Source organism: Streptomyces sp. G5(2025), from assembly GCF_049542075.1.
Taxonomy (GTDB): Bacteria; Actinomycetota; Actinomycetes; order Streptomycetales; family Streptomycetaceae; genus Streptomyces.
On sequence record NZ_JBMUZT010000002.1, the window covers coordinates 711,812 to 727,165 of the forward strand.

The window sequence follows — 15,354 nt, forward strand, 5'->3', positions numbered from 1 at the left end:
GCGGAGCGGCGGGCGGAGATGCTCGTCGCGACCGTCGAACAGATCGAGCGGCGGGGCCTGGCGGCCGTGCGGATCGCGGACGTCGCGGCCGCCCTCGGGGTGAGCAACGCGCTGGTGCTGTACCACTTCTCGTCCAAGGAGAAGCTCGTCGCCGCGGCCTTCGAGCACGCCGCGCGGCGCGATCTGACCCGGCTGCGCAAGCTGCTGGGCCGCCGCACTTCGGCACTGCGGCGGCTGCGCGCGGCCGTGCGGTGGTACGCGCCTACGGCGCAGGCCAAGGGCTGGCGGCTGTGGATAGAGGGCTGGTCCGCGGCCCTGCGGGAGCCGACGCTACGCGCGGTGACCCGTGACCTCGACCGCCAGTGGAAGACGGCGCTGGCAGCGGTCATCGCCGAGGGCTCGGCCGCGGGCGAGTTCCACTGCCCGGACCCCGCGGGGGCGGCCCTGCGCCTCACCGCGCTCCTGGACGGTCTGGCCGTCCAGATGACGGCATACGAGGGCGCGCTCCCCCGCGCCCAGGCCCGCAGATGGACGGACGAGGCCCTGGCCCGAGAACTGGGCCTCAACCCCGCCCAACTGACAACGGCGTAGCCGCCCCCAAGACCCGCGAGGACCTGCGCACCGACCACCCCCAACCCGCAGCGCCCCACCAAGCCCTACCCCCACCCACCCCTCACCCCCCGGCCACCCAGCGGAGCGCTAAAGCGGCAAGAGATCCGGCCGCTTGGCCTCCACGTGATCCCCCGAGCTCTCCCCCCGGATACGCCGCCCGATCCACGGCACCAGATACTCCCGCGCCCAGTGAATGTCGTCCCGCCGCAAGTCCAACGCACCGCGAGGCGGCAGCGGCGGCCACGCCTGGTCCGGATCGGCCGGCACCTCAAGACCGAGCACCTGCGCGGCACGCAGCGCCACCCGCGTGTGCCCCTCGGCGGACAGATGCAGCCGGTCGCCGTCCCAGGCCCGGCGGTCCTGCACGGTCTTGAGGGACCACAGGTCGAGCACGGGGCAGCCATAGCGGTCGGCGACCGCGCGCACATGCATGTTGTACGTGGCGATCTTGCCGCGCAGATGTTTGAGGACGGCGATGCCCCGGGTGTCGAACCCGGTGGTCACCATGACCGTGCCGACGGTCGACGAGAGGTCGGCGACGGCCCGCTCGAAGCGCTCCGCCAGCTCGTCGGGGTCGGTGCCGGGACGGATGATGTCGTTGCCACCCGCGCAGAAGGTCACGAGGTCGGGGGCCAGCTCCTTGGCGCGCGGCACCTGGTCCGCGACGATCTGGTCGAGGAGCTTGCCGCGCACGGCGAGGTTGGCGTACCGGAAGGTGTGCTCGGGTACCCGGTCGTCCAGCAGGACGGCGAGGCGATCGGCCCACCCGACGAACGTGCCGTCGGGGCCCGGGTCACCCACGCCTTCGGTGAAGCTGTCGCCGACCGCTGCGTAGGAGTTGAATACGCCGTTGTTGATGGGGTGTTTGCTGAAGGTTGTCGACTCTGCGCTCACGACGTCACATCCTTCACCTCTCTAAGTGACCTACGCCACCGTAGGGAGGGGTTGACGGAGCGTGAGATAAGCCACCGGTCAAGATTCATTCAAAGACGGAATAAGCACCGACCGGCGCAGCCGGAACACCCCCGCGTCCAGATCCCCCGTGAGCCCGGTTCGCAGCCCGCGCCGCATCAGCACCGCACCCCGGTACGTCTCCCCCGTGTCCTGGCACGTATACGACGCCGCCGGATCGAGCCCGCGCAACCGTACCGGCGCCGGCTCCTCCCCGTACGCCTGCGCCTGGAGCCACGCGAGGACCACGGCCTCGTCTCCGCGCACGTACTGGACGGCGCTGAGACCACCCTCCGGCGGGCACAGCCGGTAGAGGTCGCCGAGCTGCACGACGGGCCGGATCTCCTTGTAGAGATCCACCCACTCACGCGCTTCGGCGAGCTCACTCTCGCTCCACCGGGCGAGGTCCCCGCCGATGCCGAGCACCCCGGCCATGGCGCTCACGAACCGGAAGCGCAGCGAGCTGACGCGGCCGTTGAGCTGCCTGTTGGGGCTGTCGGTGACCCACGCTGCCATCACGCGCGCCGGGTGCAGCTGGCTGAAGCCGTGCTGGATGGCGAGCCGGTCCAGTGGGTCGGTGTTGTCGGAGGTCCACACCTGGTCGGTGCGGGAGAGAATGCCGAGGTCGACCCGGCCGCCGCCGCCGGAGCAGGACTCGAAGGCCACGGTGGGGTGCGCGGCGCGCAGCCGGTCCAGCAGGTCGTACAGCTGCTCTCCATGGGCCCACCACAGCTCGCACCCCGCCGCACCCGGCCGGCCCGCGTCGGTGAAGCTGCGGTTGAAGTCCCACTTGACGAAGTCGATGGGCGCGCCGGAGAGGAGCCCGTCGAGCCGGTCCCACAGGTACGCGCGCACGTCCTCACGCGAGAGGTCGAGGACCAGCTGGTTGCGGAACTCCGCCCGGCCGCGGCCCGGTTGGTGCTGCACCCAGTCGGGGTGGGCGCGGTAGAGGTCGCTGTCGGGGTTGACCATCTCGGGCTCCACCCAGATCCCGAACCGCATGCCGAGCCCGTGCACCTCGTCGGCGAGCGGCTTGAGACCGTCGGGGAAGCGGTCCGGGTTGGGCGTCCAGTCGCCGAGCCCCGACCGGTCGCTCACCCGGCCGCCGAACCAGGCGTCGTCGACGACGAACAACTCGACGCCGAGCGCCGCGGCCTTGCGGGCGAGCGCCCGCTGCTGCTCCTCGGAGATGTCGAAGCCGGTGGCCTCCCAGGAGTTGTAGAGGACCGGCCGTACGGTGTCCGCGTCCGGGATGACGTGCTCGCGCTGGTAGGCGTGCCAGGCCCGGCTGGCACCGCCGAAGCCGTCCTGGCTCCACAGCCCGGCGAAGACGGGCGTGGCGATCGACGCGCCGGGCTCAAGGACGGTGACGCCGGAGTCGTCGTGGCCCATTCCGCCGCTGATCTGGACGGCACCGTCGGGCAGTTGGTGCACGGCGATGCGCCAGGACCCCGACCACGCGAGCGCGCAGCTGTAGACCTCCCCGTGCTCCTCCGTGGCCCCCTCGGCGTCGAGCGCGACCCAGGGCAGATGCTGGTGCCCGGTGTGCCCGCGCCTGCTGCCGATGACCTTCTCGCCGTACGTGATGCCGGACCGCACCAGCCGTGATTCCGCCGCCCACCGGCCGTGCAGCTGCGACAGGCGCCACCGCTCGCGCCGCGGCAGCGTCCAGGTCGCGGAGTCGGCGCGCAGCACTTCCAGCGTCCCTATGCCATGGCCGCCCTGGTGGTCGCCTTCATGGACGAACAGGGCCGACCGTTCGACGACGTCACCGCGCAGCCGGTAGGTGAGGGTGATCCGCAGGAGGTGCACCGGGTCGCGGAAGTGGACTTGGAGCGCGTCACCGTCCACCGCAGACTTGGTGTGGTGCCACTCCGTGCCGCAGACCGTGTCGTCGCGGACGGAGAGCGCGGGCCGCACGAAGCGGGGGCCGCCCTCGACGGGGTACTCCTCACGCCCGTCGAGCGGTGACTCGAAGCCCCGCTCCGGGGGCGGCGGCTCGGCCGCCAGGGCCTCGGCGTCGGCCAGGGCGATCCGCGCGCCCCAGTACAGGTGGAGCAGCTCGTCCCGGTCCGTGAGCCGGAGGGCGTAACTGCTGGTGGGGCCCGACAACAGCCACGTACGACCGTCGGCGCCGACCTCGATCATCAAACCCCCACAGAACCGGTCCCGGGATACGCACAAGCACGCGCGTGTACGCACATTTTCGCGGTCGCTCCGTCGATCGGGCAACGTCCACGCGGGGGTGATTGCCCCAGGCAGCCGTGTCGTATCGTCGAAGGCGCATCCACCGGCGAGCCGCGCCGGCAGCAGAGGCAGAGGAGAGCCCGTGACCCAGCAGGTCCCACCGACAGAGCTGTCGGAGCGGTCAGAGCCGACCGTGCTGTCAGAGCCCCGGCTGACCGGGGTGCGCAACTTCCGCGACGTGGGCGGGCTGCCGACCGTGGACGGCCGCCGCGTCCGCCCGGGGCGGCTCTTCCGCAGCGGTCACCTGGCGCACGCCACCGCCGAGGACGCGGCGTTCCTGACGTCTCTGGGCCTGCACACGGTCTTCGACTTCCGCAACGCCGCCGACCAGCGCCTCGAAGGCCCGGACGTCGCGCTGCCCGGTGTGCGCAACGTGAACCTGCCGCTGACCGACCCGGCCGACGGCGCCGAGTTCTGGAAGATGGTCCGCGACGGCGATCTCGACCAGCTGCGCGCGGTCCTGTCCGACGGCCAGGCCGCCGGCCGCATGTCGTCCTCGTACCGCACGATCATCAAGGAGCGCACGGCCGAGCACAGCCGGGTGCTGCACGCGCTCGCCGAGGACAGCGTGCCGGCGCTGATGCACTGTGCGGCGGGCAAGGACCGCGCGGGCCTGTCGATCGCGGTCACGCTGCTCGCCGTGGGCGTCGAGCGCGACGCCATCGAGGCGGACTACCTGGAGTCGAACGCGGCGCACCGCCGCTACAAGGTGCACCGCACGAGCGACTCCGCGAACGCCATGTCCCCCGAGGTCATGGAGCTGCTCAACCCGCTCTTCGACGCCCGCGCCGAGTACCTGGCGGCGGCCTTCGAGACGATCGAGCAGACGTGGGGCGACACGGACACGTACCTTTCGGAGGGCCTCAAGGTGGCCCCTCGGACGCGTGAGCGGCTGCGCGAGCGCCTCCTCGACTGAAGCGCCTGACGCGGCCCGTCACTTGTTCTGTGCGCCCAGTTCGAACAGCAGATAGATGAAGGCCGCGAAGAGGTGGCCGACCGCCACATAGATGATCAGCCGGACCCAGAGCGCCCGCGGGAACTTCTCCTCCATCGTGTTCTTGGCGGGCCGCTCCGGTCGGGCGGGTCCCTGCGGCTCGGATGCGGTCATGTCGGTTCTCCCTGGCTGGGGCCGCCGAGGCACAGCGCGGTGGCGGGGCTCTGCAGCAACGTATGGACGAAGAGAAGGTCGGCGCCGCCCCGGTCGGCGGCGGCGATCCGGTGCGGGGTCAGCGAGTCGAAGTGCGCGCTGTCCCCGGGCGCGAGCGTGTGCGCGGTGTCGCCGAGGCGCAGCCGCAGCCGCCCCTCGATGACGTACAGCCACTCCTCGCCGGGGTGGACGCGCACGATGTCGCCCTGCGCCCCGTAGGGGACGTGCACGCGCAGCGCCTGCATGCCGCGTCCCGGGGCGCCCGCCTGCCAGTACGTCCAGCCGCCCGCCCGGGTCGGCTCCATGTCCGCGGCGCGGACGACCGCGTCCCGGTCGGCGACCGTCTCCCCGAGCAGCTCGGAGACCGTCGTACCGTAGACCCGTGCGAGGGCGAGCAGCATCGGCAGCGAAGGCTGGCGCTGTCCGGTCTCCAGGCGGGACAGGTGGGCGGGCGAGAGCCCCGCGGTGCGTGCGGCGGTCTCCAGGGTGAGGGAGGCGCGGCGGCGCAGCTCACGCAGCTGGGGCGCGACGGCGGGCAGCGCTTCGGCCGCCTCCGGCGGCTCGACGGGCTCGGCAGGGCTCATGCACCGATTGAGCCAGAGCCTTACCTCTCGGGCAACTTTCTTGCCTGAGAGGCAAAAGCGAGACGGAAGCAGAGCCAGAAGCCCTGCCTGGCAGGTGCTCAGCGGTTGGCGACCGCCTGCTTCACCAGCGTCTTGCCGAAGTCCCACATCAGCCCGCCGCCGCTGTGCGCCTCGTCCATGACGGCGGTGAACGCCCCGACGAAGCGGTCCACCTCCCGCTCCCCCACGATCAGCGGCGGGATCAGCTTGATGACTTCCAGGTGGTCCCCGGAGACCTGGGTGAGGATGCGGTGCTTCTGGAGGAGCGGTACGACGACCATCTGCGCGAAGAGCCCCTTGCGGGCGGCTTGCAGCATCGACCAACGCCCGCGCAGCTTCAGGGACTTGGGCCGCCCGAACTCGATGCCGACCATCAGGCCGCGGCCGCGCACCTCGCTCAGCAGCTCATAGCGGTCGACCAGCGCGGCGAGGCGGGACCTCAGCAGCTCGCCCGTCGTCCGGGCGTTCTCGACGACCTTCTCGTCCTCCATGACGGCGAGGACGGCGAGGCCGGCCGCCATGGCCTGCGCGTTGGATCCGAAGCTCGCCGAGTGGACGAGGACGCGGTCCATCGACGAGTAGACCTTCTTGAAGATCCAGTCCTTGCCGAGGGTGGCGCCGACCGGCACATAGCCGCCCGACAGCGCCTTCGCGACGCAGACGAGGTCCGGCTCGACGCCCTCCTCGTGCTGGTAGGCGTAGAAGGCGCCGGTCCTGCCGAGGCCCGTCTGCACCTCGTCGGCGATCAGCAGCGCCTTGTGCCGGTGCAGCAACTCCTGGGCGGCGCGCAGGTATCCGGGCGGCGGCTCGTGGACGCCCTTGCCCTGGATGGGTTCGACGATCAGCCCGGCGACGTCCCCCTTCGCCAACTCCGCGCGCAGTGCGTCCAGATCACCGAGGGGCACCGCCGTGTCGGGCAGCAGCGGTGCGAAGCCGTCCCGGAAGCCGCTCTCGCCGTTGACGGAGAGCGACCCGGTGGTCAGCCCGTGGAAGGCGTGCGCGCAGTACAGCACCCTTGGCCTGCCCGTCGCGTACCGGGCGAACTTCAGGGCGGTCTCGACGGCCTCCGTACCGCTGTTGCCGAAGAACACCCGGTCCAAGTGCGAGCTGTGCCGCAGCAGTTGCTCGGCGAGCAGGCCGGGCAGTGGCTGGCAGTCGAAGCGGGTGAGGTCGGCTAGGGAGGCGTCCAGGACGTCGTGCAGCGCCTTGCGGACGACGGGGTGGTGCCGGCCGAGGCCCATCACGCCGAAGCCCGCCAGCATGTCGAGGTAGTCGTTGCCGTCCGTGTCCCAGAAGTACGCGCCCTCGGCCCGCTCGTAGACCTTGTCGAAGCCGATGGTGTGCAGCATGCGCGGCAGCTGGTGGTTGAGGTGCCGGGCGTGCAGCTCGTACCGCTCGGCGCCCCGCTCGGCGAGAAGGCGGCCGAGGTCGAACTCCTTGGTCATGCGCTGTGCTCCTTGCCTGGACCCTGCTCCCCGGCGCTCTCCTTGACCGCCAGTGTGGCGCTGATCCGTCCCGCGATCTCGACCGGCGTGAGCCCGAGATCGGCGAGGACCTCGCCCCGCTTGGCGTGCGCGAGGAACTGCTCCGGAATGCCGAACCGCCTTACGGGTACGTCGACTTCGGCGTCGCCGAGTGCCAGCTCGACGGCGGCGCCCACCCCGGCGGCCCGGCTGTTGTCCTCGACGACCGCCACGACGCGGTGCCGCGCGGCGAGGCCGGGCAGCTCCGCGTCGACCGGCTTGACCCAGCGCGGGTCGACGACGGCGCAGCGCAGGCCGCGCGCCCGGAGGAGCTCGGCGGCCTGGAGGCAGACCGGCGCCATCACCCCGACCGCGACGAGCAGCACGTCGGCGTCGGGGGCGTCGGCGTCCCGGAGCAGCACGTCCATGCCGCCGATCCGGTCGAGCGCGGGGATCGCGGGGCCCACGGACTCCTTGGGGAACCGGAGCAGCGTCGGCGCGTCGTCCACCGCGACGGCCTCCCGCAGCTGCGCCCGCAGCTGGTCGGCGTCGCGGGGCGCGGCGATCCGCAGGCCGGGCACGACCTGGAGTATCGACAGGTCCCACATGCCGTTGTGCGACGCCCCGTCGACGCCCGTGACGCCCGCCCGGTCGAGGACGAAGGTGACCCCGCCCCGGTGCAGCGCGACGTCCATCAGGAGCTGGTCGAAGGCGCGGTTGAGGAAGGTGGCGTACACGGCCACGACCGGGTGGAGGCCGCCGGTGGCGAGCCCCGCCGCGGACACCGCCGCGTGCTGCTCGGCGATGCCGACGTCCCACACGCGGTCGGGGTAGGCCTCGGCGAACTTCTTCAGGCCGACCGGCTCCAGCATGGCGGCGGTGATGGCGACGACGTCCTCGCGCTCGGCGCCGATGCGGACGATCTCGTCGCCGAACACCGAGGTCCAGGACGGACCGTTGGGGGGCGCGAGGGGTTCGCAAGTGAGCGGGTCCATGCTGCCGACGGTATGGAAGCGGTCGGCGTCGTCCGCGAGCGCGGGCTCGTAACCACGCCCCTTCTCGGTGAGGCAGTGGACGAGGACGGGCCCGTGGAAGCGTTTCGCCCGGCGCAGCGCCGACTCGACGGCGCCTATGTCGTGCCCGTCGATGGGCCCCACGTATTTGAGCCCGAGGTCCTCGAACATGCCCTGCGGGGCGAAGGCGTCCTTGAACCCCTTCTTGGCGCCGTGCAGGGACTCGTAGAGCGGCTGTCCGACGACGGGGGTGCGCTGGAGCATGTCCTTGCCCCAGGCGAGGAAGCGCTCGTAGCCGTCGGTGGTGCGCAGCGTCGCGAGGTGGTCGGCGAGGCCGCCGATGGTCGGGGCGTAGGAGCGTTCGTTGTCGTTCACGACGATGATCAGCGGCCGGTCCTTCGCGGCGGCGATGTTGTTCAGCGCCTCCCACGCCATGCCGCCGGTGAGCGCGCCGTCCCCGATGACGGCGACCACGTGCCCCCGCTCGCCGCGCACCTGGCGTGCCTTGGCGAGGCCGTCCGCCCAGCCGAGCGCGGTCGACGCGTGGCTGTTCTCGACGATGTCGTGCTCGGACTCCTCCCGCGAGGGGTAGCCCGAGAGACCGCCCTTGCCGCGCAGCTTGGAGAAGTCCTGACGCCCGGTCAGCAGCTTGTGCACGTAGGTCTGGTGGCCGGTGTCCCACACGAGACGGTCGACGGGCGACTCGAAGACCCGGTGGAGGGCGATGGAGAGCTCCACCACCCCCAGGTTGGGCCCGAGGTGGCCGCCCGTCCTGGCGACCGCGTGCACCAGGAACTCCCGGATCTCCTCGGCCAGTTCGCCGAGCCCGGTTTCGGTCAGCGCCTTCAGGTCGCGCGGCCCCCGAATGGTGTCGAGAATGGTCATGCTCGGGCCCCCTCTCTGTTCTTCTCAGCCTCTCTGTTCTTCTCAGCTCACGGTGGCGTCGGGCGTCACCCGCGGTTTCCCGAGACCGTCTCGCGGGCGGCGCGGAGGGACTCCTTGAGGGATCCCATCGTCGCGAGGACGGCGGTCGGTTCGTAGCCGCAGTGGGCCATGCAGTTGGCGCAGCGCGGGTCCTTGCCGCGGCCGTACTTGTTCCAGTCGGTGTCCTCGATGAGCTGCCGGTACGTCGGGACGTAGCCGTCGCTCATCAGATAGCAGGGGCGCTGCCAGCCGAAGAGCGAGTAGTTCGGGATCGCCCACGCGGTGCACGGGAAGTCAGCCTTGCCCTCCAGGAAGTCCAGGAAGAGCGGCGAGTGGTTGAGCCGCCAGCGGCGCCGGTTGCCGCCCGCGAAGGCCTTCCTGAAGAGCTCGCGGGTCTGCTCGACGCCCAGGAAGTGCTCCTGGTCGGGCGCCTTCTCATAGGCGTAGGCGGGCGAGAGCATCATCTCGTCGACCTGGAGCTCGTCGTTGAGGAAGTTCAGGACCTCGATGATGGTCTGCGGGGTGTCCGTGTTGAAGAACGTCGAGTTGGTGGTGACACGGAAGCCGCGCTTCTTGGCCTCCTTGATGGCTTCCACCGCCTCGTCGAACACCCCCTCCTTGGCCACGGACTCGTCGTGCCGCTCCCGCATGCCGTCGATGTGCACAGCGAACGCGAAGTACGGCGAAGGGCTGAACTTGTCCATCTTCTTGCGCAGCAGCATGGCATTGGTGCAAAGGAAGACGTACTTCTTCTTCGCCACCAACTGCCGCACGATCTCATCGATATGAGGGTGCATCAACGGCTCACCGCCGGCGATGGACACCATCGGGGCACCGGATTCCAGAACGGCGCCCACGGCCTGGGCCACCGGCATGCGCTGCTTGAGCACCCCGGCCGGGTGCTGGATCTTTCCACAGCCCTCGCATTTGAGATTGCACGCGTAGAGCGGTTCCAACTCGACGATCAGCGGGAACTTGTCGCGTTTGCGGAGCTTCTGTTCAAAGAGATACGTAGCGACTTTGACGGTCTGGCGCAGCGGCATGGCCATCTGGCTCACCTCCGGGGAAGCAAAGAAGAACGGTGCCATTCGAAAAACGCGGGAAGTACGGCACGGAGAACGCGGAACGCTGATATTCCACCGCGCACCGTGCCGATGCGGACCAGTTCGTGCTGCGGGGCGTCCACGACCACTCGGACGGCGGCAACGGGCCGGTGCCCGGCGCGCGCCGCGCTGTGCAGCGTCGCGGCGGACTCCATGTCCACGGCGATGGCGCCGGTGGCCAGCAGCGCGCCGCGCTCGGGGCCGCGGACGACGTGGTCGGAGCCGGTGAGCGGGCCGGTGTGCACGGTACGTCCGGGCAGCGCCCGCACCAGTTCCTCGACCAGCAGTCCGGTTCCCGTGCAAGGGGTGCTGCCCCGCCCGTCCCTGGTCTCCTCGGCGACGACGAGGTCGCCGGGGTGCATGCCGGGGGCGAGCCCGGCGCAGAACCCGGTCGCGAGGACGGCCGCGTCCCGCAGCGGCTCGGTGCCGAGCGCCCCGCTGATGGCGCGCTCGGCGTTCTGGGGGCCCATTCCGGTGCGCAGTACCGTCATGGCTCCCGGCGCCCCGCTGCGGTCGCCGGTGCGCAGGGCGAGGCGCTCGATGCCGAGCGCGCAGGCGATCAGCAGCGGTGCGGGGCCCGGCGGGCGAGCCGGGGCCGTGCCCATCAGCTCCCCTTGGTGAAGTGAGCGGAGCCGCCCGCGAAGGGTTCCCCGTTGACGTATCTGCCGAGCGCGGTGAGCGGGAACACCTGCCGGTAGAGGTGGTAGTTGATGGAGAAGTCCCAGGGGAAGCCGGTGCCGGTGAAGTACGGCTCGTCCCAGGAGCCGTCCTCGGCCTGTGTCCGGGCCAGCCACTCCACGCCCCGCTCCACCGACGCGGCCTCGCGCTCCCCCGCCGAGAGGAGGGCGAGCAGCGCCCACGCGGTCTGCGACGCCGTCGAGGTGCCGTGCCCGACCCAGCCGCGGTCGCGGTAGGAGCGCAGGTCCTCGCCCCAGCCGCCGTCGTCGTTCTGTACGGACTCCAGCCAGCGCACGGCGCGGCGGATCGCGGGGTGGGCGGTCGGCAGCCCGGCCGTGATCAGCGCGGGCACCACCGATCCTGTGCCGTACAGGTAGTTGACGCCCCAGCGCCCGAACCAGGCGCCGTTCGGCTCCTGTTCGGCGAGCAGCCACGCGATGCCGCGCCGGGTGCGCGGGTCGTGGGACCTGCCCTCGACGGCGAGCATCTCCACGACGTGCCCGGTGACGTCGGCGGACGGCGGGTCGATGACCTCGCCGAAGTCGCAGAACGGCAGCCGGTTGGGGAACGGACTGGTGTTGTCGACGTCGAAGGCGCCCCAGGCGCCGTTCTTCGACTGCATGCCGAGGTTCCAGCGCACCCCGCGCTCGATCGCCTTCTCCACGCGCTCCTGGTCCGGGTGCGCGACCCGGCGCAGCGCGAGGGCGACCTCCGCGGTGTCGTCGATGTCGGGGTAGTTGTCGTTGTGGAACTCAAATGCCCAGCCGCCCGGGGTCAGTTCGGGCCTGCGCACCGACCAGTCGCCGGGCCGCACGACCTGCTCGCCCAGCATCCAGTCGGCGGCCTTGACCAACTGCGGGTGGTCGGCGGGCAGTCCGGCGTCCGCGAGGGCGATGGTGGCCAGGCAGGTGTCCCACACGGGCGACTGGCAGGCCTCGATCATCCGGGCGCCGTCCTCACGCCACACGGCGAACCGGTCGAGGGAGGCGAGCCCGGCCTTGAGGATCGGATGGCCGAGGTCGTAGCCGAGCAGGTGCAGGGCGATGACGGAGTAGACGGCGGGCGGCTGGATGCCGCCCCAGCAGCCGTCGTTCTCCTGCCGCTCGATGATCCAGCGGGCGGCGCTGTTCATCGCGGCCTTGCGCAGCCTGCGGGGCGCGACCTTGTGATAGGCGTGCAGCGCCTTGTCGAGCCGCTGGAAGATTCCGTCCCAACTCGCCACCGGTGCCGACGGTTTGGCCGGGTTCGGATCGTCGGCGTCCCGGTGCAGCTCGTCCAGCGGAAAGGGCGCGGGGCGCACGGGACGCTTCGCGGAGACGATGGTGAGGGGCACTATGGTCTGCCGGGCCCAGCAGCCGAAGTCGTAGATGTTGAGCGGGACCCACTTCGGGAAGTAGATGAGTTCCGGCGGGAGTTCGGGCAGGTCGTCCCACTTCCACCAGCCGAACAGGGCGAGCCAGATGCGGGTGAAGACCCGGCTCGCGGCGATGCCGCCCTGCTCCCGGACCCAGGCGGCGGCCTTCGCCATGTGCGGCTCGTCGGGCCGGTCCCCGGCCAGGCGCAGCGCGACGTACGCCTCGATGGTGGTGGAGAGTTCGCCGGGGCCGCCGAAGAACGTGGCCCAGGTGCCGTCCTCGCGCTGTTCGCCGCGGATGAAGAGCGCCGCGGCGCGGGTGGTCTCCTCGTCCCCGATGCCGAGGAACTGCCGCAGGAGGAGGTCCTCGGCGTCCATCGTCACGTTCGTTTCGAGGTCGCCCTTCCACCATCCTTCGGCGTCCTGCCGGGAGAGCAGGAAGTCGGTGGAGCGTTGTATGGCGCGCGCGGCGAGGTCACGGGTACCTGTCGCCGCGGCGGTCGTGGCAGTTGTGGCGGTGGGCCGGCTGGCCGAGGTTGCGCGGGGCGTCACCGCTCCGGTGCTTCCGTCGGTCGTCGCTGTCATGGCTTCCCCTTCGTGCAGTCGGTTCCTCTGCTCTGGGTCCGCCGTCGGCCGACGCGCTGGGCGCCGGCCGGCGACTGCGAGTCATATACGGGCGATAGTGATCATCTCTTTCGTACGACGACGAAGTCGGCGAGCGCGACGAGCTGCGCCCGCACCCGGTCCGGCATCTGGACGGTGTCCAGCGCCTCGATGGCGATGGTGTGCTGGCGCCGGGCCTCCTCGGCGGTCCACGCGCGTCCCCCGGCCTCGTCGATCAGGGCGGCGCGCGCGGCGAACTCCTCCTCGGAGAAGCTGTCGAAGTCACTGCTCTTGGCGTCGGCGGCGAGCAGTTCGCCGAGGCGTTCGGAGGCGGGGCCGCCCGCGGCGAGCGCGGCGACGACGGGCAGGGACTTCTTGCGCTGACGCAGATCGCTCCACGTCTGCTTCCCGGTGGCGTCCGGGTCGCCCCAGATGCCGAGCAGGTCGTCGACGGCCTGGAAGGCGAGGCCGAGGTGGTAGCCGTACTTCTCCAGGGTGTCGGCGGTGCGGTCGTCCGCGCCGCCGAGTACGGCGCCGATGGAGACGGCGCAGGCGAGCAGGGCGCCGGTTTTGTTGCCCTCCATCTCCAGGCACTCCTCGACGGTGACCCGCTCGCGGTGCTCGTAGGAGATGTCCTGCGCCTGGCCGTCGATCAGGGCGCGCGTGGCGGTGGTGAGGCGGCGCGTGGCGCGGCCCGCCTCGACGGTGCCGATCTCCAGGAGGATCTCGTTGGCGAGGGCGAAGAGGGCGTCGCCGACGAGGATGGCCTGCGCGGGGCCGTGCACCTTCCACACGGTGTCGCGGTGGCGGCGCTGCTCGTCGCCGTCCATCAGGTCGTCGTGCAGCAGCGAGAAGTTGTGCACGAGTTCCACGGCGACCGCTCCGGGGACGCCGACCTCGGGGGCCGCGCCCGCGGCCTCGGCGGAGAGCAGGGCGAGCGCGGGGCGCACGGCCTTGCCGCCGTCGCCGTCGGACGGGTTGCCCGCGGCGTCGATCCAGCCGAAGTGGTAGGCGGCGACCGTGTCCATGGGCGGCGCGAGGCGGTCCACGGCGGCCCGCAGCACCGGGGTGGCCAGGGTCCTTCCGCGTTCGAGCAGCGAGGTCACGTCCACCGTGTCGGCAGCCGTTTCGGCCGAGGGCACAGTCGGCACAGTTTCTCCTCTGGTTCCGGTTGTTCCGGTGCGGGTTCGCTGGGGACCTGACCCCAGGAAGTCGAGCTTCACGCCGCCGCCTCCTCGAATACGAAGAGGTGGTCGCGGGGGCGGTCGAGGGCACAGAGGGCGGCCTCGGCCGCGCTGATGCCGCTGCGTACGGCGCTTTCCATGGTCGCGGGCCAGCCGGTGGCGGTCCACGCGCCCGCGAGGTAGAGGCCCTGTGCCTTGGTGCGGGCCCCGGGCCGCAGCCGGCCGACACCGGGGGTCGGGGCGAAGGTGGCCGTGCGCTCGCGGGTCACGAAGAAGTCCCGCACCTCGGCGCCGTGCGCGGCGGGCAGCAGCCGCTCCAGCTCGGGCAGGTAGCGCTCGCGCAGGGCGGCGACCGGCGCGTCGATCTCGTCGTGCGCGGCGGACTGGGAGAGCGCGAGGTACTGGCCCTCGGTGAGGCCGGATGCCTCGGTCCGGTCGAAGACCCACTGGACGGGTGTGCCGAGGGCGGCGAAGAACGGCCGCTTCAGCACCTTCCTGTCGTAGACGACGTGGACGTTGAGGATCGGCGCGTTGTCGATGTCGAGGAGCCGGTCGGGCTGGTCGAGCGCACCGTCCGGGAGCAGGTCGTGCGCCTCGTGCTGGGGCACGGCGAGGACGACGGTGTCGGCGTCGATGGTCTCGCCGGGCACGTCCACGCGCCAACCGCCGTGCCCGGTACGGGAGATGGAGGTGACCCGGGCCCTCAGTTCGGTGCGCACGCCCGCTGAGTCGAGCGCCTTGCGGGCCAGCGTGTCGTGCAGTTCGCCCAGCGGCACCCGGGACCAGCCGATGTCGGCGGCGCCGGGGTCCGAGAGCAGCCCGGTCTTGAACACCATGGCGGCGAGTCCGAGCGAGGCGTCGCCCGCGACGGCGTTGAGCGTGGCGACTCCCACGAGGTCCCACAGCGCCTCGATGGCGCGCGCCGACTGGCCGTGCCCGGCCAGCCAGCTGCCGAAGTCCTGGCCGTCGAGTACCGGGTCGGCCGGGTCGAGCCCCTTGAGGGCGAGCGCGGCGCGCCCGACCCGGGCGCGTTCGGCGACCGACAGATGCGGATACGTGGCGAGGCTCGCCGCCAGGTGCAGCGGCACGGGCAGCGCGGTGCGCCGCAGCCGTCCGAGGCGGCCTCGGTCGGCGTCGAGCACGGGCACGTCGAGGCGTTCCTGCAAGGGGGCGAGATGGGCGCCGCCGACCCGGTCGAGGAACCACCGGTAGGCGTTGCAGCAGCGCAGATAGACGTGCTGGCCGTTGTCGACGGTCAGCTCGCCGCGGCGGAAGGAGAACGCGAGGCCGCCGAGGCGCGGCCGCCCTTCGAGCAGCGTCACGCGCAGCCCGGCGTCGGCCAGCGAGAGCGCGGCGGTGATGCCGGCGAGTCCGCCGCCGATCACCACGGCGGCCGCCCCACCAGGGCGGCCTTCGGCGTACGCGGTCCCCTCGGGCCGCATGTCGTCGCTC

Annotated in this window: 13 protein-coding genes; 2 read left to right on the forward strand and 11 right to left on the reverse strand. The window is 71.6% G+C overall.

Annotated features, from left to right (window positions below; translation table 11 throughout):
* Window positions 1–18: 18 nt before the first annotated feature.
* On the forward strand, window positions 19–591 hold the full coding sequence (locus tag ACOBQB_RS03585) for a TetR/AcrR family transcriptional regulator (RefSeq protein ID WP_423590362.1): 573 nt from the start codon (window positions 19–21) through the stop codon (window positions 589–591).
* 108 nt (window positions 592–699) lie between these two features.
* Here ACOBQB_RS03585 and ACOBQB_RS03590 read toward each other — a convergent pair whose 3' ends face one another.
* Both ACOBQB_RS03590 and ACOBQB_RS03595 read right to left on the reverse strand, forming a co-directional pair.
* The gene (locus ACOBQB_RS03590; RefSeq protein WP_423588707.1) at window positions 700–1,506 is read right to left on the reverse strand and encodes an SGNH/GDSL hydrolase family protein; all 807 of its coding nucleotides are present in this window, start codon (window positions 1,504–1,506) and stop codon (window positions 700–702) included.
* Between the two features lie 78 nt (window positions 1,507–1,584).
* Window positions 1,585–3,711: an alpha-galactosidase gene (locus ACOBQB_RS03595; protein WP_423588709.1), complete on the reverse strand. Its 2,127-nt coding sequence runs from the start codon at window positions 3,709–3,711 to the stop codon at window positions 1,585–1,587.
* 181 nt (window positions 3,712–3,892) lie between these two features.
* On the opposite strand from ACOBQB_RS03595, the gene ACOBQB_RS03600 reads away from it, so the two are divergent.
* Window positions 3,893–4,726 carry a tyrosine-protein phosphatase gene (locus tag ACOBQB_RS03600; RefSeq protein ID WP_423588710.1) on the forward strand — a complete coding sequence of 278 codons (834 nt, stop codon included), beginning with the start codon at window positions 3,893–3,895 and terminating at the stop codon, window positions 4,724–4,726.
* An 18-nt stretch (window positions 4,727–4,744) separates the two neighbouring features.
* Here ACOBQB_RS03600 and ACOBQB_RS03605 read toward each other — a convergent pair whose 3' ends face one another.
* From ACOBQB_RS03605 to hpnE, 9 genes are all read right to left on the reverse strand, one after another.
* Entirely contained in the window at window positions 4,745–4,861 is a 117-nt protein-coding gene (locus ACOBQB_RS03605) for a DUF6126 family protein (protein ID WP_037896943.1), read from the reverse strand.
* Window positions 4,862–4,914: 53 nt separating this feature from the next.
* Window positions 4,915–5,541 carry a helix-turn-helix domain-containing protein gene (locus ACOBQB_RS03610; RefSeq protein ID WP_423588711.1) on the reverse strand — a complete coding sequence of 209 codons (627 nt, stop codon included), beginning with the start codon at window positions 5,539–5,541 and terminating at the stop codon, window positions 4,915–4,917.
* A 98-nt stretch (window positions 5,542–5,639) separates the two neighbouring features.
* Window positions 5,640–7,025: an aspartate aminotransferase family protein gene (locus ACOBQB_RS03615; protein WP_423588712.1), complete on the reverse strand. Its 1,386-nt coding sequence runs from the start codon at window positions 7,023–7,025 to the stop codon at window positions 5,640–5,642.
* The gene (gene dxs, locus ACOBQB_RS03620) at window positions 7,022–8,941 is read right to left on the reverse strand and encodes a 1-deoxy-D-xylulose-5-phosphate synthase (RefSeq protein WP_423588714.1); all 1,920 of its coding nucleotides are present in this window, start codon (window positions 8,939–8,941) and stop codon (window positions 7,022–7,024) included. Before dxs ends, ACOBQB_RS03615 begins: the two co-directional genes overlap by 4 nt.
* A gap of 65 nt (window positions 8,942–9,006) precedes the next feature.
* Complete coding sequence (hpnH, locus tag ACOBQB_RS03625; RefSeq protein WP_423588715.1) at window positions 9,007–10,029, reverse strand: adenosyl-hopene transferase HpnH; 1,023 nt, start codon at window positions 10,027–10,029, stop codon at window positions 9,007–9,009.
* 5 nt (window positions 10,030–10,034) lie between these two features.
* Window positions 10,035–10,688, reverse strand: a complete 654-nt coding sequence (locus tag ACOBQB_RS03630) for a 1-hydroxy-2-methyl-2-butenyl 4-diphosphate reductase (RefSeq protein WP_423588717.1) — start codon at window positions 10,686–10,688, stop codon at window positions 10,035–10,037.
* Window positions 10,688–12,700, reverse strand: coding sequence for a squalene--hopene cyclase (gene shc / locus ACOBQB_RS03635; protein WP_423588719.1), 2,013 nt, complete (start codon window positions 12,698–12,700; stop codon window positions 10,688–10,690). The genes ACOBQB_RS03630 and shc overlap by 1 nt, the downstream gene beginning before the upstream one ends.
* Before the next feature lie 101 nt (window positions 12,701–12,801).
* Entirely contained in the window at window positions 12,802–13,941 is a 1,140-nt protein-coding gene (locus ACOBQB_RS03640; RefSeq protein WP_423588720.1) for a polyprenyl synthetase family protein, read from the reverse strand.
* Window positions 13,938–15,344, reverse strand: a complete 1,407-nt coding sequence (gene hpnE, locus ACOBQB_RS03645; RefSeq protein WP_423590364.1) for a hydroxysqualene dehydroxylase HpnE — start codon at window positions 15,342–15,344, stop codon at window positions 13,938–13,940. Before hpnE ends, ACOBQB_RS03640 begins: the two co-directional genes overlap by 4 nt.
* Window positions 15,345–15,354 lie beyond the last annotated feature (10 nt).